General features: G+C 72.3%; 22 protein-coding genes and 1 tRNA gene. 19 read left to right on the forward strand and 4 right to left on the reverse strand.

Annotated features, from left to right (window positions below; all coding sequences use genetic code 11):
• The first annotated feature begins 22 nt into the window (after positions 1-22).
• From F8O02_RS08075 to F8O02_RS08095, 5 genes are all read left to right on the forward strand, one after another.
• On the forward strand, positions 23-1,360 hold the full coding sequence (locus tag F8O02_RS08075; protein WP_158036740.1) for a histidine--tRNA ligase: 1,338 nt from the start codon (positions 23-25) through the stop codon (positions 1,358-1,360).
• A gap of 181 nt (positions 1,361-1,541) precedes the next feature.
• The gene (eno, locus tag F8O02_RS08080; RefSeq protein ID WP_158036741.1) at positions 1,542-2,825 is read left to right on the forward strand and encodes a phosphopyruvate hydratase; all 1,284 of its coding nucleotides are present in this window, start codon (positions 1,542-1,544) and stop codon (positions 2,823-2,825) included.
• A 2-nt stretch (positions 2,826-2,827) separates the two neighbouring features.
• Positions 2,828-3,388 carry an FtsB family cell division protein gene (locus F8O02_RS08085; RefSeq protein WP_158036742.1) on the forward strand — a complete coding sequence of 187 codons (561 nt, stop codon included), beginning with the start codon at positions 2,828-2,830 and terminating at the stop codon, positions 3,386-3,388.
• Positions 3,385-3,936, forward strand: coding sequence for a DUF501 domain-containing protein (locus tag F8O02_RS08090; RefSeq protein WP_225734226.1), 552 nt, complete (start codon positions 3,385-3,387; stop codon positions 3,934-3,936). Before F8O02_RS08085 ends, F8O02_RS08090 begins: the two co-directional genes overlap by 4 nt.
• Before the next feature lie 68 nt (positions 3,937-4,004).
• Complete coding sequence (locus tag F8O02_RS08095) at positions 4,005-5,387, forward strand: NAD(P)/FAD-dependent oxidoreductase (RefSeq protein ID WP_158036743.1); 1,383 nt, start codon at positions 4,005-4,007, stop codon at positions 5,385-5,387.
• 231 nt (positions 5,388-5,618) lie between these two features.
• Here F8O02_RS08095 and F8O02_RS08100 read toward each other — a convergent pair whose 3' ends face one another.
• On the reverse strand, positions 5,619-6,518 hold the full coding sequence (locus F8O02_RS08100; protein WP_158036744.1) for a M48 family metalloprotease: 900 nt from the start codon (positions 6,516-6,518) through the stop codon (positions 5,619-5,621).
• A 7-nt stretch (positions 6,519-6,525) separates the two neighbouring features.
• On the reverse strand, positions 6,526-7,095 hold the full coding sequence (locus F8O02_RS08105) for a LemA family protein (RefSeq protein ID WP_158036745.1): 570 nt from the start codon (positions 7,093-7,095) through the stop codon (positions 6,526-6,528).
• 550 nt (positions 7,096-7,645) lie between these two features.
• On the opposite strand from F8O02_RS08105, the gene F8O02_RS08110 reads away from it, so the two are divergent.
• A tRNA-Leu gene (locus F8O02_RS08110) sits at positions 7,646-7,719 on the forward strand.
• Between the two features lie 219 nt (positions 7,720-7,938).
• Here the strand turns inward: F8O02_RS08110 and F8O02_RS08115 are convergent.
• Positions 7,939-8,616, reverse strand: a complete 678-nt coding sequence (locus F8O02_RS08115; protein ID WP_158036746.1) for a hypothetical protein — start codon at positions 8,614-8,616, stop codon at positions 7,939-7,941.
• 258 nt (positions 8,617-8,874) lie between these two features.
• Between F8O02_RS08115 and F8O02_RS08120 the strand changes: the two genes are divergently transcribed.
• Positions 8,875-9,675: a nitroreductase family protein gene (locus tag F8O02_RS08120; RefSeq protein WP_158036747.1), complete on the forward strand. Its 801-nt coding sequence runs from the start codon at positions 8,875-8,877 to the stop codon at positions 9,673-9,675.
• Between the two features lie 17 nt (positions 9,676-9,692).
• Here the strand turns inward: F8O02_RS08120 and F8O02_RS08125 are convergent, their stop codons facing one another.
• Positions 9,693-10,502 carry a helix-turn-helix domain-containing protein gene (locus F8O02_RS08125; protein WP_158036748.1) on the reverse strand — a complete coding sequence of 270 codons (810 nt, stop codon included), beginning with the start codon at positions 10,500-10,502 and terminating at the stop codon, positions 9,693-9,695.
• A 331-nt stretch (positions 10,503-10,833) separates the two neighbouring features.
• Here F8O02_RS08125 and F8O02_RS08130 point away from each other — a divergent pair, with 331 nt between their 5' ends.
• The 12 genes from F8O02_RS08130 to ilvA all read left to right on the forward strand — a co-directional run bounded on the left by F8O02_RS08130 (position 10,834) and on the right by ilvA (position 26,906).
• Entirely contained in the window at positions 10,834-13,497 is a 2,664-nt protein-coding gene (locus tag F8O02_RS08130; protein ID WP_158036749.1) for a YncE family protein, read from the forward strand.
• 201 nt (positions 13,498-13,698) lie between these two features.
• Complete coding sequence (locus F8O02_RS08135; protein WP_218859549.1) at positions 13,699-14,733, forward strand: ABC transporter substrate-binding protein; 1,035 nt, start codon at positions 13,699-13,701, stop codon at positions 14,731-14,733.
• Position 14,734: 1 nt separating this feature from the next.
• Positions 14,735-17,077, forward strand: coding sequence for an immunoglobulin domain-containing family protein (locus F8O02_RS08140; protein WP_158036750.1), 2,343 nt, complete (start codon positions 14,735-14,737; stop codon positions 17,075-17,077).
• Positions 17,074-17,922 carry a hypothetical protein gene (locus tag F8O02_RS08145; protein ID WP_158036751.1) on the forward strand — a complete coding sequence of 283 codons (849 nt, stop codon included), beginning with the start codon at positions 17,074-17,076 and terminating at the stop codon, positions 17,920-17,922. Before F8O02_RS08140 ends, F8O02_RS08145 begins: the two co-directional genes overlap by 4 nt.
• 258 nt (positions 17,923-18,180) lie before the next feature.
• Complete coding sequence (locus F8O02_RS08150) at positions 18,181-19,008, forward strand: FecCD family ABC transporter permease (protein ID WP_225734228.1); 828 nt, start codon at positions 18,181-18,183, stop codon at positions 19,006-19,008.
• Positions 19,005-20,177, forward strand: coding sequence for a FecCD family ABC transporter permease (locus tag F8O02_RS08155; protein ID WP_225734230.1), 1,173 nt, complete (start codon positions 19,005-19,007; stop codon positions 20,175-20,177). The genes F8O02_RS08150 and F8O02_RS08155 overlap by 4 nt, the downstream gene beginning before the upstream one ends.
• Positions 20,174-21,070 carry an ABC transporter ATP-binding protein gene (locus F8O02_RS08160; protein WP_158036752.1) on the forward strand — a complete coding sequence of 299 codons (897 nt, stop codon included), beginning with the start codon at positions 20,174-20,176 and terminating at the stop codon, positions 21,068-21,070. Before F8O02_RS08155 ends, F8O02_RS08160 begins: the two co-directional genes overlap by 4 nt.
• Complete coding sequence (locus tag F8O02_RS08165) at positions 21,063-22,421, forward strand: enterochelin esterase domain-containing protein (RefSeq protein ID WP_179416274.1); 1,359 nt, start codon at positions 21,063-21,065, stop codon at positions 22,419-22,421. Before F8O02_RS08160 ends, F8O02_RS08165 begins: the two co-directional genes overlap by 8 nt.
• 11 nt (positions 22,422-22,432) lie before the next feature.
• Positions 22,433-23,284 (forward strand): lytic transglycosylase domain-containing protein, encoded by an 852-nt coding sequence (locus F8O02_RS08170; RefSeq protein WP_158036754.1) that lies wholly within the window; start codon positions 22,433-22,435, stop codon positions 23,282-23,284.
• A 46-nt stretch (positions 23,285-23,330) separates the two neighbouring features.
• The gene (locus F8O02_RS08175; protein WP_158036755.1) at positions 23,331-23,909 is read left to right on the forward strand and encodes a nitroreductase family protein; all 579 of its coding nucleotides are present in this window, start codon (positions 23,331-23,333) and stop codon (positions 23,907-23,909) included.
• Positions 23,910-24,044: 135 nt separating this feature from the next.
• Positions 24,045-25,409 (forward strand): AI-2E family transporter, encoded by a 1,365-nt coding sequence (locus F8O02_RS08180; protein ID WP_179416275.1) that lies wholly within the window; start codon positions 24,045-24,047, stop codon positions 25,407-25,409.
• Positions 25,410-25,595: 186 nt separating this feature from the next.
• Positions 25,596-26,906: a threonine ammonia-lyase gene (ilvA, locus tag F8O02_RS08185; RefSeq protein ID WP_158036757.1), complete on the forward strand. Its 1,311-nt coding sequence runs from the start codon at positions 25,596-25,598 to the stop codon at positions 26,904-26,906.
• Positions 26,907-26,991: the final 85 nt, after the last annotated feature.

Raw genomic sequence — 26,991 nt, forward strand, 5'->3', positions numbered from 1 at the left:
GACCATGGCAAGATGGACAGTCATGGCACAGCAGATCAATCCACCCCGCGGCATGCGCGACTTCCTGCCCGCCGAGAAGGCCCGCCGAGAGCGGGTGCTCTCCAGCATCCTCGCCACCTACCGGCGGCATGGCTTCACCCGCATCGAGACACCGGTGATGGAGGAGCTCTCGCGCCTGACCGGGGGCCTCGGCGGTGACAACGAGAAGCTCGCCTTCCGCGTGCTGCGCCGCGGGCTCACCCCCGAGCGCATCGCCCGCGCCGCCGAGACCGGTGATGAGGCGGAGCTGGCCGACCTCGGGCTGCGCTTCGACCTGACCGTGCCCCTCGCCCGCTACTACGCGAGCCATCACGCCGAGCTGCCCCGGGTGCTCCGGGCGATCCAGGCGGCCCCGGTCTGGCGGGCCGAGCGGCCGCAGAAGGGCCGCTACCGCCAGTTCGTCCAGTGCGACATCGACATCCTCGGCGAGCCGACGATCCTCGCCGAGCTTGAGCTCATCACCGCCACCTCGGCCGCACTGGCCGACCTGGGGCTCACCGGGGTGACGATCCGCGTCAACGACCGGCGCATCCTCGACGCGATCCTCGCCGACGCCGGCTTCACCCCGGCCGACACCCCCCGGGCGCTCATCAGCATCGACAAGCTCGACAAGATCGGCTCGGACGGCGTGCTCGCCGAGCTGCGCGACGCGGGGCTGGCCGAGCCGGCCGCTCGCCTCGGCGGATTCCTCGAGCGGGCCGAGGCGATTGGCACCCGGCCGCTGAATCGAGCCGGCATCGAGGAGGTGCTCGGCGGCATCCGCGCCCCCGAGGCGGTCGACAGCCTCGCGACCCTCGCCGACGCGCTCGCGGCGGTCGGCGGCGTGGCCGGCTCGGTCGACGACCGGGACGTGCCCGGCCGGCCCGTGGCCGCGTCCCTCGTGTTCGACCCCACTCTCGTGCGCGGCATGGGCTACTACACCGGCACGATCTACGAGATCTCGCACCCGGCGTCCCGCTCGTCGATCGGCGGCGGCGGACGCTATGACGGGATGATCGGTCGGTTCCTCGGCACACAGGTGCCCGCGGCCGGCTTCTCGATCGGTTTCGAGCGCATCATTGACCTGGTCGACGTCGATCGCGACGGCGTCGAGGGCGGGCTCGTGCTGCTCGCCGACCGGCATGCGGCGCCCGAGCGGCTCATCGCGATCAAGGCGCAGGCGCTGGCCCGCACCGACCATCCCCGTGTGGACGTGGTGACCGAGCCGAAGAGGGTTGGCCGGCTGCTCGACGAGTTCGCCGCCGACGGGTACACCGCGTTCGCCCGCGTCGGCGCGGACGCGACGGATCTCTCCGACCTCGAGGTGCGGCCGCTCGGCTGACGGGCTCGGCGTCGGGCCGGGTGGACGAGGCGGCACGGGCGTCCGGAGGCCGCGCCCGGCTAGACTGGACGGTGGCCCGTTCGGCCGCGTCCGGCTCATCCCGCCCATGCCGGGCGATGAAGAACCACCGTCGGCAGCGTCCGACGCCGGGAGATCCCGGAGACCCAGAGAGGCAGCAGCTATGGCAGGCATCGTTTCGGTTTCGGCACGCGAGATCCTCGATTCCCGGGGCAACCCGACCGTCGAGGCCGAGGTGACCCTCGACGACGGCACCGTCGGCCGCGCGGACGTCCCCTCGGGTGCGTCCACCGGCGAGCACGAGGCGGTGGAGCGCCGCGACGGCGGCGACCGCTACCTCGGCAAGGGCGTGCTCGGCGCGGTCGAGTCGGTCGACACCGAGATCGCCCGGCTGCTCGCCGGCCGTGACGCCGCCGACCAGACCGGCATCGACCGGGCGCTGATCGACCTGGACGGCACCCCGAACAAGAGCCGGCTCGGTGCGAACGCGATCCTGGGTGCGTCACTGGCCGTCGCCCGGGCGAATGCCCTGTCCACCGGCCGGCCGCTGTACGAGGCCGTCGGCGGCGACGAGGCGGTGACCCTGCCGGTGCCGATGATGAACATCCTCAACGGCGGTGCGCACGCCGACTCCAACGTCGACTTCCAGGAGTTCATGATCGCCCCGATCGGCGCGGCGACCTTCGCCGAGGCGCTGCGCTGGGGCAGCGAGGTCTACCACACACTCAAGGCGGTGCTGAAGGAGAAGGGCTTGTCCACCGGGCTCGGCGACGAGGGCGGGTTCGCCCCGAGCCTCGGCCACAACGCTGACGCGTTCGCGGTGATCACCGAGGCGATCGAGCGCGCCGGCTACCGGCTCGGCGACGACGTTGCCCTGGCGCTCGACGCGGCAAGCAGCGAGTTCCACGCCGAGGACGGCTACCTGTTCGAGGGTGAGCGTCGCGACCGGGCGTGGATGATCGACTACTACGAGCGACTCATCGGCGAGTACCCGATCGTCTCGATCGAGGACGGACTCGACGAGGACGACTGGGCCGGGTGGGCGACGCTCACCGAGCGGATCGGAGGGCGCGTCCAGCTCGTCGGCGACGACCTGTTCGTGACGAACCCGCAGCGGCTGCAGCGCGGCATCGACGAGCACGTGGCCAACTCCATCCTCGTGAAGGTCAACCAGATCGGCTCGCTCACCGAGTCCCTCGACGCCGTGCGGCTCGCACACGCGAACGGGTACACCACGATGATGTCGCACCGCTCCGGCGAGACCGAGGACACCACGATCGCCGACCTCGCTGTGGCGGTCAACGCCGGGCAGATCAAGACCGGCGCTCCGGCGCGCAGCGAGCGCGTCGCGAAGTACAACCAGCTGTTGCGCATCGAGCAGCGGCTGGGCGACCGCGCCGTGTACGCCGGTCACGACGCCTTCCCGCGCTTCGCGAAGCAGGGCTGAGCATGGCGGGCGACGAGCGCCGGCCGGGGGCCGGGCCGCGACGGCCGCGGCTGCGCCTGTTCCCGGTCGCGCTCGTCGTCACGCTCGTAGCCGCCGCGGCGGTGGTGACTCCCGGGGTGCGCCTGTACATCGAGCAGGACCGCCAGCGGGCCGAGCTGCAGCAGCAGGTCGACCAGCAGCGCGAGCAGCTCGACGCGCTGCAGCAGGAGCGGGCGCGCTGGGACGACCCCGCCTACATCCGCGCGCAGACCCGGCAGCGGCTGTACTTCGTCGTCCCCGGCGAGACCACGTACGTGGTCGTCGGCGCCGACGGGCAGCCGACCGACGCGCAGGACGCGGTGCCCTCCGCGGAGGCGACCTCGTCCGACAGTCGCTGGGAGGACGTCCTCGGCGCCTCGATCGTGAGCGCCGGCACCGGCGACGCGCCCCTCGGCGCCGATGACGAGCAGCTCGGCGGTGACGGGTCGGGCCAGGGCGCGGACGCGTCCGCGGGCCAGCCCGAGCAGGGCGGTGCGGACGGCCAGGGCGACCAGCCCGACCAGAGCGACGGAGACGAGGGATGAACGCCATGATGACGCCGGCGACTGACCGGGATCTCGCGATCATGGCCGAGCAGGTCGGCCGTCCCATGCGGTCGGTGCTCGGCGTCGCCGCCCGCACCGGCGACGGCACCCCGGTAGTGGTGTGCACGGCGCCCCGGCTCGCCGGCGGCACCCCGTTCCCGACCTTCTACTACCTGACACATCCAGCGCTCGTCCAGGCGGCCAGTCGCCTCGAGGCCGACGGCCGCATGGCCGTGTACAACGCGATGCTCGCCGCCGATCCGGCGCTCGCGGCCGCGTACCGGGCCGCGCACGAGCGCTACCTGGGCGACCGGGCCGCGCACGGCGAGGTGCCCGAGATCGCCGGCGTCTCGGCGGGCGGCATGCCGCAGCGGGTGAAGTGCCTGCACGCGCTCGTCGCCCACGCCCTCGCGGCCGGCCCCGGCGTGAACCCGATCGGCGACCTGGTGCTCGACGAGGTCGGCTGGGACGCGGCGACCGGCACCTGCGCGCGTCCGGCGGGACGCGACGGCGTCTCGACCGGGGACCGCTTCAATCTGGCACAGTAATGCTGCCCACCCCGACGCCGCCGGAGTACTCTGGGATGAGTACGTCATCAAGTCTGCAAAGGAACACAGTGACCAAGATCCTGATTATCGGTGGCGGGTACGCGGGCTTCTACACCGCGCGCACGCTGGAGAAGCTGCTGAACCCCGGAGAGGCTGAGGTCACGCTGGTCGACGCTCGCCCCTACATGACCTACCAGCCCTTCCTGCCGGAGGTCGCTGCCGGGTCGATCGAGCCGCGCCACGTCGTGGTGCCGCACCGTCGCCACCTGAACACGACGAAGATCGTCAACGCGAAGGTGACGGCGATCTCGAACGCCGACAAGCAGGTCACCGTGCGACCCGAGGGCGGGGAGCCTTACGAGATCGACTACGACATCCTGGTGGTCACGATCGGCGCAGTGTCGCGCACGTTCCCGATCCCCGGCATCGCGGACAACGCCATCGGCCTGAAGGCCGTGGAGGAGGCCGTGTGGATCCGGAACAGGATGATGACGAACTTCGACCGCGCGGCGGGGCTACCCCGTGGCGAGGAGCGGCAGCGCCTGCTGACCTTCGTGGTCGTCGGCGGCGGCTTCGCCGGCATCGAGGGCTTCGCCGAGATGCGCGGCCTGGCCACTCGGCTGCTCAAGCAGTACCCGGAGATCAGCCCGAGCGAGGTGCAGTTCCACCTCATCGAGGCCGCTGACCGCATCATGCCGGAGGTCTCGCTCGAGACCGCCAAGTGGGTCGTCGAGGACCTCGCCCGGCGCGGGGCCACCGTGCACCTGGGCACGCAGGTCACCAACGCCGAGGGTGGTGTCGTGGAGACCTCGAAGGGCGATCGCTACCCGACCGACGTGATCGTGTGGACCGCCGGCCAGATGGCCAACCCCGTGCTGCGCAACAGCGACCTGCCGCTGGAGCCCCGCGGCCGCCTGCGCGTGCGTGCCGACCTGCGCGCCGAGACCGACGAGGGCATCCTCGAGAACGTCTGGGGCGCCGGCGACTCCTGCCAGGTGCCGGACGTGACCGGCAATGGCCTGCCGTTCGACGGCTCGTGCGTGCCGAACGCCCAGCATGCGGTGCGCCAGGCGAAGCGCCTGGGCAAGAACATCGTCGCCGTGCTGCGCGGCGACGCCCCGGTGGACTACGAGCACAAGCCCGCCGGCGCGGTCGCCGGCCTCGGTGTGGGCAACGGCGTGTTCACCAACGGCAAGAAGAGCTTCGCGCTGAAGGGCCTCGTGGCCTGGGCGTTCCACCGCGGCTACCACGGCCTCGCGATCCCGACGTGGGAGCGCAAGTGGCGCGTGTTCGGCGACTGGTGGCACCAGCTGTGGGTCGGCCGCGACGTGGCCAGCGACGGCCTCGTCGTCAGCCCGCGCGCCTTCTTCGAGGAGTACGCGGCCCGGCCGAAGCCGAAGCCTGCGGCCAAGGGCGACGACAAGGCCCCGGCGAAGCCCGCGGCCAAGTGACCCGGCCGCCGCACCGGCGCTGAGCGTCCGAGCACGCTGAGCGCCTCGAGCGCATGAAGAGGAGGGGATCCGCCATCCGGCGGATCCCCTCCTCGCGTGTGGGGGCGCAGCTGGCGGTGTGCGCAGGCAGTCTCGTGCCGGGCGTCTTGCGGCGTGGCCTCGCGGGCACGGCCCGGTCGGCTGTGATGGCTCGATCGGGCCAGACGCGGGCGATCTGGTGCGGAGGAGCGGTCAGAACCGGTCCGCGTTGTCGAGCAGGCGCCGGATGCGATCCGGGATCGGCGGGTGGGTTGCGAACAGGCGGTCCATCAGGCCGGGCTTGAGCGGGTCGGCGATGTACATGTGCGCCATCGCGGTGTTCGCCCGCTGCAGTGGCCGGGCGTAGCGTTGCAGCTTGTCGAGCGCGCTGGCGAGTGCCTCGGGGTCACGGGTGGTCAGCGCGCCGGTGGCGTCGGCCAGGTACTCCCGCTGGCGGGAGACCGCCAGCTGCACCATCGTGGCGGCGACCGGCGCGAGCACGGCGGCGAGGATGCCGAGGACGAGCAGGACGGGGTTGGCGCCGCCGTTGTTGCCCTCGCGGCGTCCGCCGCTCAGCCCGCTCCAGAAGCTCATGCGCATGAGCAGGTCGGCGACCATGCCGATCGCGGCGACGAGGCCGAAGACGATCATGTTCACGCGGATGTCGTAGTTGCGCACGTGCCCCATCTCATGCGCCATCACACCGGTGAGTTCGCGGTCGGTGAGCAGATCGAGGATGCCGCTCGTCGCGCACACGATCGCGTGCTTCGGGTCGCGGCCGGTGGCGAACGCGTTCGGGGCGGGGTCGTCCATGATGTACACGCGGGGCATGGGCGTCCCGGTGGTGATCGCGAGGTTCTCGACGATGCGCCACAGCCGCGGGTTCTCGGCTTTCGTGATCTCCCGCGCCCCGCTCATGGCCACGGCGGCCTGACCGGCCATGAAGTACTGGATCAGGGCGTAGACCGACGCGATGATCAGCGCGACGATGACGGTCGACCACCCGCCGCCGAACAGGAGGGCGGCGAGATAGCCGAGCACGCCGATCATGAGGATGAACACCGCCATGATCAGCACGGTGTTGATCTTGTTCTGACGGATCGCCCGATACATCGGCGGGTCAGAACTGCACGCGCGGCGGCTCGGCGATGGCCGACGGGTTGTCGACCTCGAAGAAGTCGCGCTCGGTGAACTTGAACATGCCCGCGATCAGGTTCGTGGGGAACGTCTGGATCTTCGTGTTGAGCTCGCGTACACCGCCGTTGTAGAAGCGACGGGCGGCCTGGATCTTGTCCTCGGTGTCGACCAGCTCCTGCTGCAGGTGCAGGAAGTTCTGGTTGGCCTTGAGATCGGGGTAGTTCTCGGCGACGGCGAACAGGCTCTTCAGCGCGCCCTGCAGGTGGCCCTCGGCGACCGTCGCCTGGGCGGGCGTCGCCGCGCCCGCGGTCTCGGCCCGGGCGCGCGTCACCTGCTCGAACACGCCCTGCTCGTGTTTCGCGTAACCCCTGACTGTCTCGATGAGGTTGGGCAGCAGATCCGCACGGCGTTTCAGCTGCACGGTGATGTCGCTCCAGGCCTCGTCCACGCGCATGCGCAGCTTCACCAGCGCGTTGTATGTGGCCCACAGCCAGATGCCGATGATCACCACCAGGGCGATCACGACGATGAGGGCGATCACTCCTCCGTTCACAGGGTCTCCTTCGTTCCGGGGGCGGCGGCACCGGATGCCCGGCGCGTGCACGCGGTCGACGCGGTGTCGGCGTCGCGGTCGCGGTGCCTCCAACTCTACCCGGGGAGTTGGTGTGCGGGGCTGGTCGAGCTGGCCTGTGGGCGGGTGGTCCGGTGACGCACGGCTGTGGATGCGCGGGGAGCGGTCGCGCCCTGTCTCGATGCACACGGACCTGTTCAGCACTGCACTTCTGCCCGGCCCTGTCCGACCCCGGCCCTGCCCTGGTTCCGCTCAGGCCTGCCCCCGTGCCCCCGTGCTGCCGAGCCCGGCCCATCCCGGCCACAGCCGGATTCACGCCAGAGGCTCACGGGGCAGCCACGGATGAGCCATGAAATGGCGCACGGGTGGTCGTGGGCGCGGGAGGTGTCGCGATCGTGGCTGCCCCCTCATGGAACCGTGTGAGGGCGCGATGGCCCGTCGAGTAGAGTCGATGTCGATCGTGCCCGCGGCGACGGCACGGGACGCGCGGCAACACGTGAGCCTGCCGGGCTCGCGCGAACCCGTGGGGCCCGCCCCCATAGCCCAACTGGCAGAGGCAGCCGACTTAAAATCGGCGCAGTGTCGGTTCGAATCCGACTGGGGGCACGCGATGGTGGCCGGGTCATGGATCGGTGACCTGAACCACGCACCTGGCGGCCTGGGCTGCATGCCGAGGATGACTCACCGGCCGCCCCGTGGTCTGAACCACGCACATCCGGGGCTGGGTGACGAGCCCCGCTCGACGGCCGCGGTCACCTCCCGAGCGCTCGTGGGCACAGGTCACGCTTGGAGCCTTGGCGTGTCGGGCCGTCCTGCCCCGGCCGGCTACGAGGCCCGCTGCACCGGCTGGGTCTCCTCCGCGGCGATCATCGACCGGCGGGAGGCCTGATCCATCGAGGTCGCCGGTGCAGTGGATGCAGACCTCCCTCGGCTCGAGGCGCCCCCGGCCCTCGCCGCGCGCCGGCTCGAGGCCGTCGATGACGTGCGATCCCCCGCGGCGCCAGGCGTCGCGTACGTTCCAGCCGGGGTCGATCGGTCCGGAGACGTCCGGGCCTCGGCAGCCGCAGCCTCCCGACGCTCGGCCCCGATGCGATGCAGGCGCGCGCGCAGCGACCGCAGCCCCCAGAGCCGACGCGGCAGCCGCATACCGCCGGTCAGCGTGCCCGGCTCGGCGGGCCTGCCGGCGACAGCGGAGCCGGCACTGCCGACGGCCTGCGCCGCGGAGGCCGGTGCGGCCACGGCGCCGGCGGACGCGCCCGCTGCGACTGCCGGGCGACGCGGCGGCGTCGAGGTCGACACGGCTCCGCTCACCCGCCGGCGCTGTTCCTCGCGGCGGCGCTCGGCCCTCTCCAGCTCGTGATCGCGCAGCGCCCGGCGCATGCCCTCGCGCACGCCCTCGCGGATGACCAGGTAGAAGAGGAGCAACCCGATGACGAGGGCGAGCAGCGAACCCGCGACGATGAGCAGGATCGTTGCCAGCATGGTGATGTCGGCGTCCGTCATGGCCCCTCCTCCCGGTCGTGCGGCGAGTCGGCCCGTGCCCGCCGACCTGACGCCGTGGGCGAGGGCTGGCGGTGCCCGGAGAGGCGCGCCGGCGACTCGCTCCCAGTCTAGGGATGGCCTGTGCGTCGCGGGAGGGTGCGGGGCCGGTCGTTGCCGGACTGTTACCCGGCGGTCGTCGGGCCTGCGTGGCGTGACTGGTCAGCCCCGCGACGTCAGGCGCATGATGTCATCATCGGCCCAGAGCGAAGGAGCATCCCGATGACGCAGACCGAGCACCCCGCAGAGCAGCCCGTCGAGCAGCAGACCGCCCCGAATGCGACGATCGCCGGCCAGCTCGCCCACCGCACCATCCGCGCGTTCACACACGAGCCGGTCGACGAGGCGATGATGCGCACGCTGCTGCGGGTGGCGACGCAGGCGCCGACGAGCAGCTTCTACCAGCAGCGCACGGTCATCCGGGTGCAGGATCCGGCCGTGCGCGAGCAGATCCACCTGGCCAGCGGGCAGCCGTACGTCGGCGGCGATCGCGGCGAGCTGCTCGTGTTCGTCGTCGATCTGCACCGCAACGCCCGCATCCGCGAGGCACAGGGGGCCGACCTCGCGGTGCTCGAGACGACCCCGCTGTTCCTGCAGGGGGTCGAGGACGTGCTCATCGCCGCGCAGAACGTGGTCGTGGCCGCCGAGTCGCTGGGCCTCGGCACCGTGTACCTGGGGTCGATCGGCGGCGACCCCCGGCGGGTGATCAGGGCGCTCGGCCTGCCCCTGCGGACGTTCCCGCTCGTCGGCCTCATCGTCGGCCACCCCGACCAGCGGCCGCAGCTGAAGCCACGCCTGCCCGAGACGCTCACCATCGGCGTCGACCGCTACCCGGATCTCGACGCGCAGGCGGACGCGCTGGCCGCCTACGACGAGCGTGTCACCACCTACTACGATCTGCGCGACACCAGCCGCCGCATCGACTCGTTCACTCACCAGATCGCCACGAAGCCCGGCACCGGCGCCGCCGAGCAGGCACCGACTCTCGAAGTGCTGCACGAGCAGCGGCTCGCGCTGCGGTAGCGGGGAGGGGCGATCGGTCAGCGGGACGGAGTGGGTCGGGTGTCGGCGCCGAACCGCAGCGCGTACCGACGTCTGGTGGCATGCTCGCAGCGGGAGGTGAGCTCCACCGCGGCACGTGTGATCGTGGTGTCCGGCGGCGGATCGGCTCGTGCGCGCAGTGTCCGCGGCGGGCGGCCGAACGCGCGGCGGAACGCGGCGGTGAAGGCGCTCGTCCCCGAGTACCCCACCTGGCTGGCCACCTCGGCAACCTCGAGTCCGGCCTCGAGCAGCGTCAGCGACCTGGCGAGGCGGGCCTGCGCCCGGTAGGTGCTCACCGTCATGCCGGTCTGTCGCTTGAACCGGCGCAGCAGCGTCCGCTCGCTCAGCCCGAGACGGGCAGCGAGTCGATCGAGCCCGGGGGCGGTCGCCGGATCACGTCGCAGTGCGGTGGCGAACTCGACCAGATCCGCGTCCTCGGGCATGGGCAGCTCAAGGCGGGGCGCGACGAGCGCGGGCAGGCTGGCGAGCACATGCCGCTGTTCGAGTGCCCGGTCGAACCTGGGGCTGAGCCCGGCCTGCACGAGGCGGAGCATCGCCCGGCGCAGATCGGCGTCGACCCGGATGAGCGTCGGCTCGCCCAGCGCACCCGCCAGCGACAGCGACACCGTGGGGAAGCGCAGGGGGAAGATCACATCGTCCACGGACGCCGAGACCCGATGCGGGCATCCGGCGGGGACCCACAGCGCCGTCTCTGGCGTGAGCGTCCAGTCGGCCTCATCGGTGCGGATGCGGAACGTGTGCGACGGCGACCAGTTGAGCTCCGCCTCGTCATGGGTGAATCGTGGCATGCGACCTCGTCCTCCCTCCTGGCGCTGTGCTGGGCACCGTCCCGCAACCCGAGTCATCGGACGACGGCTGCGCCGGTCCGTCAGGCCTGGGGCATGAACTGGCGCACGGCGCCTTCACGAGCCGGAATGACGGCAGAGAAGAGCATACCCAATGTGTCAGGTAAGCATAACCACAGCTGTCGTCGGCCATTCATCTGATGTGTCTCACGGGGCTGTGTCCTCTTCGATGTTGAAGTGGTCTCGGCGCTGTCGTAACCTCACGGCTGTGCCCTGAAGGGCAGGCTCGCCTAAGTCACGACGGCCGGCGAGATGATCGGACAGAAGAGGAAGTATGACGAGCACATCGAAGAAGACGGCATCGACACGCCACCTCGGCGTGGTCCGCGGCGCCGCGCTCACGGCCACGAGCGCCCTGATCGGCTGTGGCTTGGTCCTCGGCGGCGGCCTCGCGGCCAATGCCGCGCCTGCTCAGGGCAGCGCGTTCGGGCAGGCGGCGGTCGCCGCGGCGGAGATCGGCGCTCCGAGCATCACTTTGTCACCCACGACGGTGACGACGGACGGCGGATCGATCACCATTCAGGGGACTGGGATGGACCCGACGGATCGGGCTTGGTTCGCGGTCAAGCTCGACGACGGGGGCAACAGCTGGAAGTCGCCCCAGCCCACTGGAGAGCTGGTGGGCAAGGGAGGCTCGAACTATATTCAGGTGCCTGGCAGCGTCATCGATGCGAACGGTGAGTTCACGATCGCGGTCGCGGTGCCCGACGGCCTGTCCGTCGGGGAGCACTCTGTCCGAATTCTCGGTGGCGTCGGCGGAGGCGGCGCCTACTCCCAGAGCGCGGAGTTCGACGTGGTCCAGGCCACGGCGGACAAGACCGTGACACCCGGGACCGTCTCCACGGCGGCCGACGGCAAGGTGAGTGTCCCAGTCACCGGACAGAACTTCACCGAGGGTGCGAAGGTCACGGCCAGCCTCGACGGGCAGGCCCTGCAGTTCAAGGCCGGACGCGCCGCGGCGACGGACGACCTGACCGTCGGCGCGGACGGCACCTTCTCCAGCACCGTCGTCGTCCCCACAGGCAGCGCGCTGGCCGGCAGCGAGCACACCCTGACGATCACCAGCGACAAGGACGGCGTGTCGCAGGTGACGTTCACCGCCGACCCGTCCATCAGCACCACGCTCTCCACCCCCGCTCAGGGTGCGAGCGGCGATGTGACGACCGGCAACCTGCCCGTCGGCGCCAAGGTCACCGGGATCGGCGCCGCAGACCAGAACTGGCTGGGAGAAGGCCAGAGCGGCGAGGTCGCCGAGGGTGAGAACGCCGTCACCATCTCCGACGTCTCCATCCCCGAGGACGCGGAGGTCGGCGCCGTGATCATCGTCACCTATACGATCGCCGGCACGACCACGGACTTCGACACCGGTCAGATCGTCACGCCGAACAACGCGCTGGTCAACACCGACCAGTACGAGGCGACGTCGAAGACCCTGCCTCAGGGGCTCTACCAGATCGCGTCGAACCCGAGCACGAACAGCCTGTTCGTCGCCTACGCGGCATCGGTCAGCTCCGGCCTGCTCGAACTCGACGCCACGACACTCGAGCAGAAGGCGCTGGGCGCCGCGCCCATCGTCGACGGGGAGACCTCGAGCATCTACGGCGTCGGTGCCGACAACACCCGGAAGCTGGTGTGGGCCACGAACACCAGAAGCAACGGCGTGACAGTGTACGACCAGAATGACCTCAGCGCCGCCCCGGTCTACATCGACGGGAACACCGGGCACGCGCGGGACGTCGTCGTCGATGAGAGCACCGGACTCGCCTACGTCTCGTCGTCGACGGGGAGCGTGATCGGCGTCTACGACGGCAACACGAAGACGCACCTGAAGGACATCACCCTGGGCACGGACGAGGAGCCGTTCACCGGTGTGATGAGCCTCGACCTCGACCAGAGCACCGGGAAGCTGTACACGGTCTCGCTGCAGAACGCCCGCGCCGCGGTCATCGACACCCGCAACGGCGATCAGGCGACCTACTTCGATCTCGGTGACGACGTCTCGCGGGCCTCGGGCGCCGCCTACGACCCGACGACGCACAACCTGTTCGTCGCCTCGCAGGGCAGCAGCAACGTCGTGGTACTCAACACCATCTCCGGGAAGGTCATCGCGAACATCCCGGCCGGCGCCGGGGCGCTCAACGTGACCTACGACCCGGTGCACCGGCTCGTGTACTCGGCCAACCGCACCAGCGGCACCGTCACCGTCATCGACGCGGAGACCCTCCAGCGGGTGGCCAACCTCGACGGCGGCCAGAACCCGAACCAGGTCAAGGTCGTCAACGGGACCGCCTACATGGTGAACAAGGCTGCCTCGGACAACGCCATCTACACGTACACGCCGAAGGCGGAGGCGAAGGGCGACCCGGCCGCGCCGACCGCTGACGCGCTCACCGACGAGAACGTGGGTGACATCATGCTCGACGCCAGCACGGTCAAGCCTGGGGCCACAGTCACGGTCTCCGGCCTCGACGCGCTGGAGGGCCAGCAGGTCGACGCCTACCTGTTCTCCGATACCGTGCAGGCGAGCGATGACGCGACGGTGACGGATGGCAAGATCACCGTCACCGTGCCGGAGGACTTCGCTGCGGGCGACCACAAGCTCGCCATCGCCAACACGTACGGGACGGTGCAGGGCTGGGCGGCGCTGACCGTCGCTACCGATGGTGATGGTGAGAACGGTGACAGCGAGAACGGCGGCGGGACCGACGGCGGCACCGAGACCGGTGACACATCGGACGGTGCGACCGATGACGGTGCGACCGACGGCGGCACCGAGACTGGTGAGACCGATGTCCAGGCCGACCCGACGACCGATGAGGCCACGCTCGCTCGCACCGGCATGGAGAGCACCGCGCTCGTGCTCGCCGGTGGAGCCGCGGCCGCCATCGCAGCCGGTATGATCCTGGTCGCCGTGCGCCGCATGCGCCACCAGGACTGACACAAGGAGGGGGCGGGTCGGCGGCCGACATGACGTCAGCAGCCGATCCGGAGGGTGAGGGGGTGCACTCCGTGCACCCCCTCACCCCCGTCCCACACCACGAGACGCCGCGGCGGTCGGCGGGGATGTTGACGATGAACGTCGAGCACGATCGATCCACCCCGACGCGCATGAGGGCCGACGACGGCCGAGGAGCAAGGCATGCACAGCTGCACAGCAGACAGACGACCACACCTCGCTGGGGCGCTCGCGGCGGCTATGGCCGCCCTGGCGGCGCTCGCCCTGCTCCTGAGCGGTTGCGGGGTCGTCAGCGGCTCGACCGCGACGTCGTCGCAGACCGGGACCCGGACGATCCAGGACGCGGACGGCACCAGCATCGAGGCACCTGCCGCGCCACAGCGCGTGGTCACCCTCAGCGAGCCGACTCTTGACGGCGCACTGGCGCTCGACGTGACCCCGGTGGGCACGACCGCCGGCCGCGGCCAGACCACGGTGCCCGGCTACCTCGCCGACCGCGCCGCCGACGTACCCGTCGTCGGCCAGGTCGCCACCCCGAACTACGAGGAGATCGGCGGCCTGCACCCCGATCTGATCCTCACCGACGGCACGAGCATCAACGACGACGCCGTGCTCGAACAGCTGCGGGCCATCGCCCCGGTCGTCGTGACCGGGCACGCCGGTGACGACTGGCGCGACAACTTCCGTCTCGTCGCCGACGCCCTCGGCCGAGCCGATCAGGGTGAGGACGTCATCGACGCCTACCAGCAGCATGTCGACGAGGTACGGGCCCAGCTCGGCGACTACCAGGACCAGACGTTCTCGATCGTCCGCTGGCAGGGCAGCAGCGCGTCGCTCATCCTCGAGGAGCTGCCGCCGGGCCAGGCGCTCGCGGATCTCGGACTGCAGCGCCCATCCGGGCAGGATCGCCGCGGCGAGGGCCACAGCGAGCCCGTGTCGCTCGAGAACCTCAGCGAGATCGATGCGGACTACATGTTCTTCGGCACGCTCGGCGGCTCGTCCGTCGGCAACACCGACGCCGGCGGGGCCAGCGACGAGGCCGGCGCGCGCGAGGCGCTGCGCCAGGCGGTGGCCGTGCCCGGCTTCACCCAGCTGAACGTCTACCAGCAGCAGCACGTGTTCCTCGTGGACGGCTCGCTGTGGACGTCCACCGGCGGCCCGATCCTCATGGACGCGCTCATCACCGACGTCCACGACACCCTCATCGGAGACGAGTGACATGACGCACACGATCGCCCGACGCATCCTGCTCGAGACCGGGCGCGGCCTCGCCGTGCTGGCCACGGCCGGCCTGCTGGTGCTGGGGATGCTCGGGGCCTTGCCCGCCTCGGCGGCGGAGCCCCCCTCGCCCGACGGCACGGGGGTCACCGTGCTCGCCGCGGACGCTGCTGACGCCCAGAGCGCCGACGAGGCGACCGACGCCGTCGGGACCTGCGCGGACCTCACCCCGACGACGGGGGCGCCGAACACCGCACACGAGCAGGGCGATGGCGCCCTCACCGTGGAGCACTGCAGCTCCGCCGGGCTGCCGGGCGAGTACATCACCGTTCACGGCACCGGCTTCGCCCAGCGGACCCAGGTCGTGGGGAGGCCCGCACCCCAGATGACGTTCAAGCTCGACGACAACTCGGGCCACTTCGACGCACCACAGGAGGCGGGGACGGTGAACGCCTCCGGCTGGGTGACGGTCACCGACCCCGCGCTGCTGCCCGATGCGAACGGCGAGTTCACGGTGCGGCTCAGGCTCCCCGACACGCTCGCCGCCGGCGAGGCCCACTGGGTCCGGCTGCTCGCCGGCACGGAGGACGGCGGCCAGCAGGTCAGCATGCACGCGATGTTCCGCGTGGGGGAGCCGCCGCAGGCGGGTGACCCGACGCTGGAGACCGCCGACGGCGCCGCCTCGGCCGAGGTCGCGCAGGGCGACGAGCTCACGGTGCGCGGCGCGTCCTTCACCAGGACGGACGGGCCGGTCTCGTTCCGGCTGACCGGCCCTGGCGATCAGACGCTGGCAGCCACGGCCGAACCGGGAGCGGACGGAGGCTTCGTCACCTCGGTGCTGATCCCCGCAGACCTCGCGCCCGGCGACTGGCAGCTCGTGGCCGAGCAGACGACGGATGACGGCACGGCCGCGGCGCGACTGCCTGTGACCGTGGACACACCGCAGCCGCGGATCACGACCGGACTCGACACAGTCGCAGTCACGGAGAGCGCCGACGTCGACCTCACCATCACCGTGGGCGGCCTGCCCCGGCCCACGGTCATCTGGGAGCACTCCACAGACGGCGGCGCCACCTGGGCGACCGTCGAGACGGATGACGCCGCCCGCGGCACGGTGACGCACGCCATCACCCGGGCGGGGCAGGCCGACGCGGGACTGTACCGGGCGACCGCCACCAACGCGCACGGCAGCGTCCAGACGCTCGGGGCGCTCACGGTCGGCCCCGCCGCGACCACGACCACCGGCGGGACCGTGCGCCCGGAGGGGTGGAACTGCGAGTCCACGGACCTTCACACCGACGGCGGCGAGGGCGCCTGCATCGTCCCCAAGGTCCGGTCCGGTGGCACGCTGCATCTGGAGGGGACCGGGTGGAAGACCGCCGACGGCACGCTCGGCTCGTGCATCGCGATCAAGTTCGACGGCGGCGCGGTCGACGCGGCGAATCCGCCGACCACGGACACCACCGGCGTGTGCCGCGGCGGGGGCACCTCCGCCAACGTGTTCGCCTACGTCAAGGCCGATGACACCACGGGTGACTGGATCGCCGACGTGCCGATCCCCACACGGGCGAACTCCTCGGCTCTCGCGGCCGAGGGCGTCGACTGGGCCGACGGCGAGCGGCACTCGGTGACCCTGCTGACCGGCAGCTCCCGCAGCGGAGACCGGACGCGCTCCGAGCAGCTCGGTTTCGGCATCGGCGTGCGCGTCGACCCCGCCGCGGCTGGCACGACGGAGACGGTCGACCGCGTCATCGTCCAGCAGGCCGCCGCATCGACCACGTCGGTGCCCGTCACGACGGTCGACCGGATCGTCTCGGCCGCGCAGACGACGGATGCGGGCCGCCCCGAGATCACCCCGGCCGCGCCCGTCGACGACGAGAGCGAGCTGACCGAGGTCAACGCCGGGGATCTCACGGTGCAGCAGGACGGCACCGTGCTCACCGTCACCTTCCCCGACCTCGAGCCCGGCGCGTGGGTGTACCTGCACGCCTGGCCCGGTCCGCAGGCCGTCGACTGGATCCAGCTCGACGCGGACCGGACCGTTCGCTTCGACATCGCCGCGCTGGAGCCAGGCGACCACCGGTTCAGCTTCGTCGGCCAGACCGGCCAGCTCGTCGGCTGGGTGGCCGGCCAGGTGCCCGGGGAGAGCACCAGACGGACGTTCGACGCCGGCTCGGCCGCCGACGCCGGGGCCGACGGGCCGGGGAACGGCACGAGCTGGAACGGCCCGCTGCTGATCGGCGCCTTCGGCGTGCTGCTCGCCGGGCTGCTCGTCACGACCACGATCGGCGTCGTCGACGCCCGCACGGGGAGCGCCCGCGCCGGGAGAGGGGAGATCGCATGAACTGGCTGCACCGGTTGCTCGCCGCCGCGGCGGCGACCGCGCTGCTGACCCTCGGGGCGGCCCTGCCCGCGCTCGCCGTGCCCTCCTCCGGGCCAAGCTCCGACACCGCGGGCACGAGCTCGTCGGTGTCGAGCAGCCGGGTGAGTCAGGGGGACGCGCTCTCCTTCACTGTGGACGGCTTCCCCGCGAACCACACGATCAGTGTCAAGATCGCCGACGGTCAGTACTGCGGATCCGGCGTCCGCTACGGCTCCTGCGTGGTCACCCGGGTGACCAGCGACGCCAGCGGGCACGCCAGTGGCACGATCGTGATCCCCGACGACCTGACCACGGGCCGCTACTGGCTGCGTTTCCTGACCTCGAATCCGGCGACCTCGAACCGCGGCGCCAGCGACTTCAGCGTCGTCGCCCGCAGCGCGGCTACGGGGGGTGCCGGGGCCGTCACGACCACCGAGACCACTGCGGCAGGGTCGGCGGCGAGTGTGGGGGACGGGGCCGTGGTGAGCGTCCCCGCCCCCGACGCGGCGACGGCCGCGCGGACCGTCACCGACGACGAGCTGCCGATCGCCGGCGGGGCGGAGCGCGGCGGGACGGAGCGCGGCGGGGCCGGCTCCGATGCGGGCGACGACGCCGCGGACGCCGGGCGCGAGGACGCCGGGGGCACGGACGCGCTCGGCGCGCTGCTCCAGGCCGACGGGTTCCCCTGGCCCGGGACGATCGCGCTGGCGGGCAGCGTCCTGCTCGCCGCCGGGGCTGTGACCGGGATGCTGCTCGCCCGCCGGCGGGGCATCGCGTCCTCGGCCGCGTCCGTCGCCGGGCCGCCGGCCGGGACGCCTGCGCCGTGACCGCCGTCGCCTCGTCTCCGGCCTCCGCCCGGTCCGGCCCGGAGCACACCGGCGCTGGCCGCTCCGGCGCAGACCACTCCGGCCGCACTGAGATCCATCGCCCGGGCAGCGTCCGCGCCGTCTCGCTCGCGGGCGTGGTCGCCGCCCTCGCGCTCGCCGTGCTGCTGAGCCTCTCGGTCGGCTCCAAGCTGATCCCGCTCGACGAGACCTGGCGGCTGCTCGTCGCCCCGGACGGCTCGCAGAACAGCACCGTGCTGCGTGCCCCGCACGGCCATGGGGCTCGTCGTCGGCATGGCCCTCGGCGTGGCCGGCGCGCTCATGCAGTCGCTCACGCGCAACCCGCTGGCCGACCCCGGCATCCTCGGGGTGAACGCCGGCGCCTCGTTCGCCGTCGTGCTCGCGGTCGCCCTCACCGGGGTCAGCGGCATCTCGTTCTACCTGTGGTTCGCGTTCGCCGGCGCGGCGGTCGCCGCGACCGCCGTGTACGCCCTCGGCGCGGCCGGGCACACCCAGGCGACCGCGGTGCGGCTCGCGCTCGCCGGCGTCGCGATCAGCGCGGCGCTGCAGGCACTCACCGACGCGGTGATCCTCTCCGACCAGGCCGCCTACAACGAGTTCCGGTTCTGGGTCGCCGGCTCCTTCGAGGGACGCGGGTGGGACATCCTGCTCGTGGTCGCCCCGTTCATCGCGGTCGGGCTGGCGCTCGCCCTGCTGCTCGCACCGGCGCTCAACGCGCTCGCCCTTGGCGATGAGACGGGTCGGGCCCTGGGCGTCCGGGTCGCCCGCGCACGGACGCTGACCATGGTCGCCGTCACCCTGCTCGCGGGTGCGGCCACCGCGGCCGTCGGGCCGATCGGGTTCGTCGGGCTCGCCGTCCCCTTCCTCTCCCGCTGGCTGGTGGGCACCGACCAGCGATGGGTCACCGTGTTCAGCGCCCTGCTCGGCCCGGTGTGGCTGCTCGTCGCCGACGTGCTCGCCCGCGTGCTCGTGCGGCCCGACGAGGTGCAGGTCGGCATCGTCGCCTCGCTCATCGGCGCCCCGATCTTCATCCTCATCGTGCGCCGGAGGCAGGTGGCGGCCCTGTGAGCACCACCGACACCGTCCAGGGTGCCCGGTCGGTGGCGTCCGCTGGCGGACGGCCCGCATCGGGCGGCAGCCTGTCACCCGTCGCCACGCCCACCCCGGAGCAGGCCGCGCGGTTGCGCGACAGCCTTCGCCGGGCGCACGTCCACCGTCGGCTCGGGCCGCTGCGCGTGCGGCACGAGCGCCGCGGCGCCGTCGTCCACGCACTGCTCGTCGCCGGCATCCTCGTGCTCGGCACCGTGAGCCTGCTCATCGGCGACTACGACATCTCCGTCGCCGACGCGTTCGGCGCGATCTTCGGCACCCAGACGTTCGACGACCCGCTCGTGCCCTACTTCGTCGACCAGGTGCGGCTGCCCCGGGTTGTCGGTGGCATCCTCGTGGGCGCCGCCCTCGGCACGTCCGGGGCGATTTTCCAGGTGCTCAGCGGCAACCCGCTCGGCTCGCCCGACATCATCGGGTTCACCCGCGGTTCCGCCACTGGGGCGATCATCGCGATCATCGTCTTCGGGGGCTCCACCCCGGTCGTCGCGGCCGGGGCGATCGTGGGCGGGCTCGTCACCGCAGCCGTCGTTTACGGGCTCGCCTGGCGGGGCGGGGTGAGCGGCTACCGGCTCGTGCTCGTCGGCATCGGCGTGGGCGCGGTGCTCGCCGCGGTCAACTCGCTGCTCATCGTCAAGGCCGACCTCGCCGCCGCGCAGAAGGCGTCGCAGTGGATGGCCGGGTCACTCAACGCGACCCTGTGGCCGCAGTGCGCTGCGGTCGCTCTCGCCATCGCCGTGCTGCTGCCCGCCGCCGCGGGTCAGTTCCGCGCGATGACCCTCATGCCCCTCGGCGACCCGCTCGCCATCGGGCTGGGCGTGCGCGTGGAGCGGTCCCGGCTGCTCATGGTGGTCATCGGCGTGGCGCTCATGGCCGTGGCCGTCGCCGCCGCCGGGCCGATCGCGTTCGTCGCGCTCGCCGCCCCGCATCTCATGCGGCGGATCACCCGCACGTCGGGCATCGGCCTGTTCGGGGCCGGGCTGATGGGCGCGTTCCTCGTGCTCGTCTCGGACCTCATCGCGCGTCGCGTGATCGCGCCGAACGAGCTCGCCGTCGGGGTCGTCACCGGTTCCCTCGGCGGCATCTACCTGATCATCCTGCTGGGCATGGAATGGAGGAGACGCCCATGAGCGCCACGAGCACGGTCACGGGGACGGAGCACACGGATGACGAGGCGACCCGGGCGTCCGCCGGCGCGGTGCGCACCCGGCTGCACGGGCGGGGGGTCACGGTCGACTACGGCCGCCGCGGCAGCGGCCGCGAGATCCTGCACGGCGTCGACGTGGTGATCCCCGAGGGCGAGCTGACCGTCATCGTTGGGCCGAACGCGTGCGGCAAGTCCACCCTGCTCAAGGCGCTCGCCCGGATGCTGCCGCCGCGGTCTGGCTCGGTGTGGCTCGACGACCGCGACATCACCGACTACGCGCCCAAGGAGGTCGCCCGCCGGCTCGGCCTGCTGCCGCAGAACCCGAGCGCGCCGGAGGGCATCATCGTCTCGGAGCTCGTCGCCCGGGGCCGCTACCCGCACCAGAGCCTGCTGCGCCAGTGGACGCCCGAGGACGAGCAGGCGGTCGTCGAGGCGATGGCCGCCGCGAACGTCACCGACCTTGCCGACCGGACGATCGACCAGCTCTCCGGTGGGCAGCGGCAGCGGGTGTGGATCGCCATGGCGCTCGCCCAGCAGACCCCGCTGCTGCTGCTGGACGAGCCGACCACCTACCTTGACATCGCCCACCAGGTCGAGGTGCTCGACCTGACTCGGCGGTTGCACCGGGCCGGGCGCACGGTCGTCGCGGTGCTGCACGAGCTGAACCTCGCGTTCCGCTACGCCACCCACCTGATCGTGATGAAGGACGGCGAGATCGTGGCCACCGGGGCGCCCGCCGCGATCGTCACCAGCGACCTCATCGAGCAGGTGTTCGCCCTGCCCAACGTGATCATCGGCGACCCGATCAGCGGCACCCCCATGGTGGTGCCCCGCACCGGCGGCGAGGACACGTGCCAGAATGGGCCGGGTGAGTGAGGACGAGGTGAGTGTGATGACGCACGACGCCGAGCCGACGGGCGGGCGTCGTGGCGCGTCAGCACCGGCGCGCCGGCACCCGCCGAAGACCCGGCGCCCCACACCGGCACCCGTGGTGGCCAGCCCGGCGATCACGGCGCTGGAGGCGCGCATCGCCGAGCTGCGCGCACACCCCGACGGCGTGCACACGCCGCAGACGCTTGTCGACGCCTTCCGTGCCGAGCACGCGTCCAGCCCGATCATCGAGCCCGACCCGGCGGGCGTGCCCGGGCTGCGTGTGGTGACGTTCGCGCTGCATGACGCCGCCGCCGAGCGCGTGCTGTTGTTCGTCAACCGACTCACCGACGAGACCGACCTCGACCGGTCGCTCATGCGCCGTGTGCCCGACACCGACCTGTGGCATCTGAGCTACCGCATGCCCGACGACTGGATCGCCTCGTACAGCTACAGCGTGCAGCGGCCAGGCCACCTCGCACCATGGGAGAGACAGCCCGATCAGCGCGGCGTCCGCGACGCCCTCGATCACGGGCTCGCCGACCCGCGCAACCCCAGCCAGATCACGAACCGCGCCGGTGTGCGCATCTCGGTCGCAGCCCTGCCGCACGCGCCCGCGGAACCGTGGCGGGCCGTCCGCGACGGCGTGCCGCAGGGGCGGCTGACCGCGCACGCGGGCCCGGACGGCCGGCGCCTGTGGATCTACGAGCCGGCGGCCGGGGATCACGGTGCGGTCGCGCCCGCCCCAACCCCGGTGCTCGTCGTGCTCGACGGTGACGTCTGGTGCGATGCCCAGCCGCTGCCCACGATCCTCGACAACATGATCGCCGACGCGGCCATCCCGCCGGTCACCGCAGTCTTCGTCGACAGCGCCGACCGCGAGCGCCGCTGGGCGGAGCTCGACGCGCACGGCGGCATCGTCGACTGGCTGGCCGACCGGCTGCGTCCCTGGCTTGTCGCGCGTCTCGGCGGCGCGATCGACCTTGCCCCGCGGCGAGTGGTTGTCGCCGGGCAGAGCCTCGGCGGGCTCGCCGCGCTCGCGGCGGTCGTGCGCCGGCCGGACGCCTTCGGCGGCGCGATCGCCCAGTCGGCCGCGCTGTGGCAGCCGGACGTCGCCCGGGAGGCGGCCGCCTGCCCGCCCCGCGGCGCGCGCATCGACCTGCAGGTCGGCCTGCAGGAGTGGGTGCTGCTCGAACCGACCCGCGACCTGGCCGCACAGCTGGCCGACGACGGCGTGGACGTCGTGCTCACCGAGGTCGACGGCGGCCACGACTATGCCTGGTGGCGGCGGACGCTGCCCACCGCGCTGCGGCGCCAGCTCGCCGAGCCGCAGGACGCGGAGGCCGACCCGGCATGACCCGGGGTCGCATGAGGGGGAGGGGACGCAGACGGGGCCGGAGGAGCGTCCGCACCCACCGCGGGGGGCGTCTCGCGCTCGTCGGAGCCGCGGGCGTCGGGGTGCTCGGCCTCGCGGTGCTCGTCGTGTCGGTGCTCGGCGCGTTCGGTGTGCTCTCCGGCATCGGAGCCGAGGCGGCCGGCGGCGCGTCCCGGTCCGCGGACGTGCCCGCCCCGTCCGCGGACGCCGACGGTCGCATGGCGGTCGACCAGAAGGAGCCGGGGGCGACGGCCGGCCTCGGCGCCGGCGGCGCCGAGGGGATCGCCGGGCTCGCCGAGCAGGCCTGGGTCGCCCGGGTCGGCGGTCGGACAGGCATCCCTGAGCGGGCGCTGCGCGCCTACGCGGGGGCGGCGCTGCGGCTGCAGGCCGAGCGGCCCGCCTGCGGCCTCGGCTGGAACACGCTCGCCGGCATCGGGTATGTGGAGAGCCGGCACGGCACGCTCACCGGCGGGGCGATCGACGCGGACGGGGTGGCCCGGCCCGCCATCGTCGGCGTCGCCCTGGATGGTGACGGGGTGGCGGACATCGCCGACACGGACGGCGGCGCGCTGGACGGCGACACGGAGCATGACCGCGCCGTCGGCCCCATGCAGTTCATCCCCGCCACCTGGCGGACGCACGGCGTCGACGGCAGCGGGGACGGCGCGGCCGACCCGCAGAACGTCGACGACGCGGCGCTCACCGCGGCCGAGTACCTGTGCGACGTGGGCGGCGACCTCTCCGACGCCGCCGGGTGGATCCGTGCGATCGACGGCTACAACCGTGGCGTGGACTACAACAACGCGGTGGCCATCGCGGCGAACCGCTACGCCCGCGCGGGGTGAGACGGGACGCCGGCCAGACGCGGTGGGGCACGGTAGGCTTCGTCGCATGAAGTTCCACACGAAGAGGGGGCGTCGGCTGGCACGACTCATGCGCGCCCGTGCCTCCCAGCCCGGGGTGGGCGACGAGGCCCCCGACGACCGGCTGCTCGCCCGTTACGTCCGCGCCGCGGCGAACGTCCCCGACCACGGCGGGCTGCGCCCCTGGCGGCTCGTCACGATCCGCGGGGGGCAGCGCGAGGCACTCGGTCAGGCGATCGCCGATGCGTCCGGCGACCGCAGACCGAGCACGAAGCCGCTGCGGGCGCCGCTGCTCGTCGCGGTCGTTGCCAGCCTGCGTCCCGACCGGTATCGCAAGGCGCCGGAGTGGGAGCAGCTCGCCGTCGCCGTCGAGGTCGCCCACGGGCTGCAGCTGCTGCTCGCCGCGGACGGCTGGGGCAGCATGTGGCGCAGCGGTCGCATCGTGGAGACGGACGCGGTGCGCGCGTTCCACGGGCTGGCCGAGTCCGAGCGCCTGCTCGGCTGGCTGTACGTGGGGTCGCTGCCCGAGCGGCCGAAGACGGCCCACCGACCTGCGCTGCCGGACACCGCGCTGCGGCCGGTCGAAGACGTCGCCCGCGCGGACTGACCGAGCCACTGGGGCGTGCCGACCCCGGCCGGGATGCGCTGACCTGCCGCCGGGCGGGCGGTCCCCGGAGAGCGCGCTGGGCTCCTCAACCGGGCGTGCCCGACGAGGTCACCGGCCCCGTCTACAATGAGGGGCATGTCAGCGGCCAGAGACGATCGGCGTGCGCCCGCGCACGATCTCGACTTCGTTCCGTTCGGCGTGCGCATCGCCGCCGCCTGGAGCTGGCGGCTGTTGCTCATCGTCGCGGGCGGTGCCGTGGCCATCTGGGCGATCGTGCAGATCCGTCTGGTCGTCATCCCGGTCGTCGTCGCCCTGCTCATCGCCTCGCTGCTGCGGCCGGCGGTGCAACGGATGCAGCGCCACGGCGTGAACGTGTGGGCCGCCGTGGCCGTGACGATGATCGCCTTCATCGCCGTGGTCGCGGGGCTCGTCTGGATCGTCTCCGACCAGCTCGGCCGCGGCCTGTCCGGGCTCACCGAGCACCTCGAGCAGGCCTATGAGGAGCTCAAGCAGCTGCTGCTCGCGTCGCCGCTGCACATCACCGAGGACGACATCAACGGGTACCTGGCCCAGATCATGGACTCGGCCCAGCAGGACAGCCAGGTGATCGTCTCCGGCGCGCTCTCCGTGGGCACCACCGCCGGCCACGTGCTCGCGGGCGTGCTGCTCACCCTGTTCTCGCTCATCTTCTTTCTCGCCGACGGGCGCACGATCTTCTTCTGGGGGATGCGACTGGTCCCCATGCGCGTGCGCGCGGCGGTGTCCGGGGCCGGGCACGCCGGCTGGCGGACGCTGTCGAGCTACGTGCGCGTGCAGATCCTCGTCGCCGCCGTCGACGGCGGCGGCATCGCGATCGGCGCGGCGGCGCTGGGCCTGCCGATGGTCGTGCCGCTCGGGATCATGGTCTTCCTCGGCTCGTTCGTGCCATTCGTCGGCGCGATTGTCACTGGCACGCTCATCAGCGTCGTCGCCCTCGTCTACAAGGGCTGGATCGCGGCGCTCATCATGCTCGCGGTCGTCATCGCCGTCCACCAGCTCGAGAGCCACGTGATGCAGCCGCTCGTGATGGGCAGCGCCGTGAACGTGCACCCCCTCGGCGTGGTGCTGAGCGTCGCGATCGGCACGATGCTCGCCGGCATCCCCGGCGCCCTGTTCGCGGTGCCCGTCGTCGCCGTCGCCAACCGCGTGGTCAACTACTTCGGCGACCGCGACTGGGAGGCAGACCCCTTCGCCCAGGGCGTGCAGCTGACGATCGACGCCGAGCGCTGCCAGCAGGAGCGTCAGCACGCGGCGTACGAGCGCACGCGGGCCGCGCTGCAGGCCGAGGTCGCCACCGAGGCCGAGGCGGCGGAGGCCGCGGACGCCGGCGCGGAGGCGAGCACGACAGCGGGTGCGACCATGCCCGAGGGCCGCTCCGGACGGCTCTCCAGCCCCGCGGGGTCGAGCGCGGCCGCTGACGCGACTGCGTCCGAGGGCGGCGGCGAGATTATCAAGGGCTGACGCCCCGTCCCCCCCACGCGTCGGCCCGGACCAAACCCCTTCCCGCGGACGTACGCCGAGGCGGTGTGCGCGCCCGCTCCAGCCAGCCGGCCCGCGGCATCCCCGGGCCGCAGCGGACCCACCGCGATCCGACCGCCCGGCGCCACGCCGATCGCACAACGACACACTCACAGGTCAGGAGCACACATGACGACCACATCCGCCGGCGACGCCGGCACCCAGACGGACGCGACGGAGACCCCGCGGGCCTGGACGACCACAGGCCGGCTGCCCGAGGCCGCCCCGCAGTTGCAGGACATCGAGCGGGCACGGGCGAACATCTCGGCCATCGCGAAGGTCACCCCCATCGAGCGTTCGAAGGCGCTGGGCGAGGAGCTCGGCCACGACGTGTTCCTCAAATGCGAGAACCTGCAGCGCACCGGCGCGTACAAGGTGCGCGGCGCGTACACGAAGCTGCTCTCGCTCACCGACGAGGAGCGCGCCCACGGCGTCGTGGCGGCCTCGGCGGGCAACCACGCGCAGGGCGTGGCGCTCGCGGCACGCGAGCTCGGGATCAAGGCGACGATCTTCATGCCGCTCGGTGTGGCCCTGCCCAAGCTGCAGGCCACCCGCCGCTATGGCGCCGAGGTCGTGCTGGAGGGCGAGATCTTCGACCAGACCCTCGAGGCCGCCCAGCGGTTCACCCGGGAGACGGGCGCGACGTTCATCGCCCCGTACGACGACCCGCGCATCATCGCCGGCGCCGGCACGATCGGCCTGGAGATCATCGACCAGCAGCCGGACGTCGAGACGGTCGTCGTGCCGATCGGTGGCGGCGGCCTGATCTCGGGCGTGGCCACCGCGGTGAAGCAGAAGGCCGAGCTGCTCGGCCGGCGCATCCGCGTCGTGGGCGTGCAGGCCGAGCACGCGAGCAGCTACCTGCCCTCGCTGGCCGAGGGGCATCCGACCACGGTGACGGTGCGGCCCACGATCGCCGACGGCATCGCCGTGGGGCGGCCCGGCGACCTGAACTTCGGCATCGTCCGCGAGATGGTCGACGAGATCGTCACCGTGCGCGACGACGAGATCGCCCGGGCGATCGTGCTGCTGCTCGAGCGGGCCAAGCTCGTCGTGGAGCCCGCCGGGGCGGCCGCGGCCGCGGCGATCCTCGCCGGACGCGTCCACAGCGCGGGCACCGCCGTGGCGATCGTCTCCGGCGGTAACATCGACCCGCTGCTGCTGCAGCAGATCATCGAGTACGGGCTCGTCGAGCTCTCCCGCTACGCGACGATCTCGGTCATGCTGCCGGATCGTCCCGGGCAGCTGGAGATCATCTCGCGCAGTGTCGCCGCGAGCAGCGCGAACGTCGTCGGCGTGCTGCACACCCGGCATGGCCGCGGGCTCGGCATCGGCGCCGTCGAGCTGCAGATCTCGGTCGAGACGAAGGGCGAGGAGCACCTGCATGAGGTGCTGCAGGGACTGCGCGACATCGGCTACGATCCGCGCGTCGTGCGCTGACCGGCCGCGCCGTGGTGCGCTGACCGCGGTGCGGGCTGCACATGAAGACGCCCGCCGCCTCAGGGGAGGTGGCGGGCGTCTTCAT

Origin of the sequence: Pseudoclavibacter caeni, from assembly GCF_008831125.1 — a bacterium.
GTDB classification, from domain to species: domain Bacteria; phylum Actinomycetota; class Actinomycetes; order Actinomycetales; family Microbacteriaceae; genus Pseudoclavibacter_A; species Pseudoclavibacter_A caeni.

What these genes read in the sequence shown, in the direction of transcription:
- F8O02_RS08075 (WP_158036740.1), top strand. Translation starts at nt 23, where the DNA reads ATGGCACAGCAGATCAATCCACCCCGCGGCATGCGCGACTTCCTGCCC.
- eno (WP_158036741.1), top strand. Translation starts at nt 1,542, where the DNA reads ATGGCAGGCATCGTTTCGGTTTCGGCACGCGAGATCCTCGATTCCCGG.
- F8O02_RS08085 (WP_158036742.1), top strand. Translation starts at nt 2,828, where the DNA reads ATGGCGGGCGACGAGCGCCGGCCGGGGGCCGGGCCGCGACGGCCGCGG.
- F8O02_RS08090 (WP_225734226.1), top strand. Translation starts at nt 3,385, where the DNA reads ATGAACGCCATGATGACGCCGGCGACTGACCGGGATCTCGCGATCATG.
- F8O02_RS08100 (WP_158036744.1), bottom strand. Translation starts at nt 6,518, where the DNA reads ATGTATCGGGCGATCCGTCAGAACAAGATCAACACCGTGCTGATCATG.
- F8O02_RS08115 (WP_158036746.1), bottom strand. Translation starts at nt 8,616, where the DNA reads ATGACGGACGCCGACATCACCATGCTGGCAACGATCCTGCTCATCGTC.
- F8O02_RS08120 (WP_158036747.1), top strand. Translation starts at nt 8,875, where the DNA reads ATGACGCAGACCGAGCACCCCGCAGAGCAGCCCGTCGAGCAGCAGACC.
- F8O02_RS08125 (WP_158036748.1), bottom strand. Translation starts at nt 10,502, where the DNA reads ATGCCACGATTCACCCATGACGAGGCGGAGCTCAACTGGTCGCCGTCG.
- F8O02_RS08130 (WP_158036749.1), top strand. Translation starts at nt 10,834, where the DNA reads ATGACGAGCACATCGAAGAAGACGGCATCGACACGCCACCTCGGCGTG.
- F8O02_RS08135 (WP_218859549.1), top strand. Translation starts at nt 13,699, where the DNA reads ATGCACAGCTGCACAGCAGACAGACGACCACACCTCGCTGGGGCGCTC.
- F8O02_RS08140 (WP_158036750.1), top strand. Translation starts at nt 14,735, where the DNA reads ATGACGCACACGATCGCCCGACGCATCCTGCTCGAGACCGGGCGCGGC.
- F8O02_RS08145 (WP_158036751.1), top strand. Translation starts at nt 17,074, where the DNA reads ATGAACTGGCTGCACCGGTTGCTCGCCGCCGCGGCGGCGACCGCGCTG.
- F8O02_RS08160 (WP_158036752.1), top strand. Translation starts at nt 20,174, where the DNA reads ATGAGCGCCACGAGCACGGTCACGGGGACGGAGCACACGGATGACGAG.
- F8O02_RS08170 (WP_158036754.1), top strand. Translation starts at nt 22,433, where the DNA reads ATGAGGGGGAGGGGACGCAGACGGGGCCGGAGGAGCGTCCGCACCCAC.
- F8O02_RS08175 (WP_158036755.1), top strand. Translation starts at nt 23,331, where the DNA reads ATGAAGTTCCACACGAAGAGGGGGCGTCGGCTGGCACGACTCATGCGC.
- F8O02_RS08180 (WP_179416275.1), top strand. Translation starts at nt 24,045, where the DNA reads ATGTCAGCGGCCAGAGACGATCGGCGTGCGCCCGCGCACGATCTCGAC.
- ilvA (WP_158036757.1), top strand. Translation starts at nt 25,596, where the DNA reads ATGACGACCACATCCGCCGGCGACGCCGGCACCCAGACGGACGCGACG.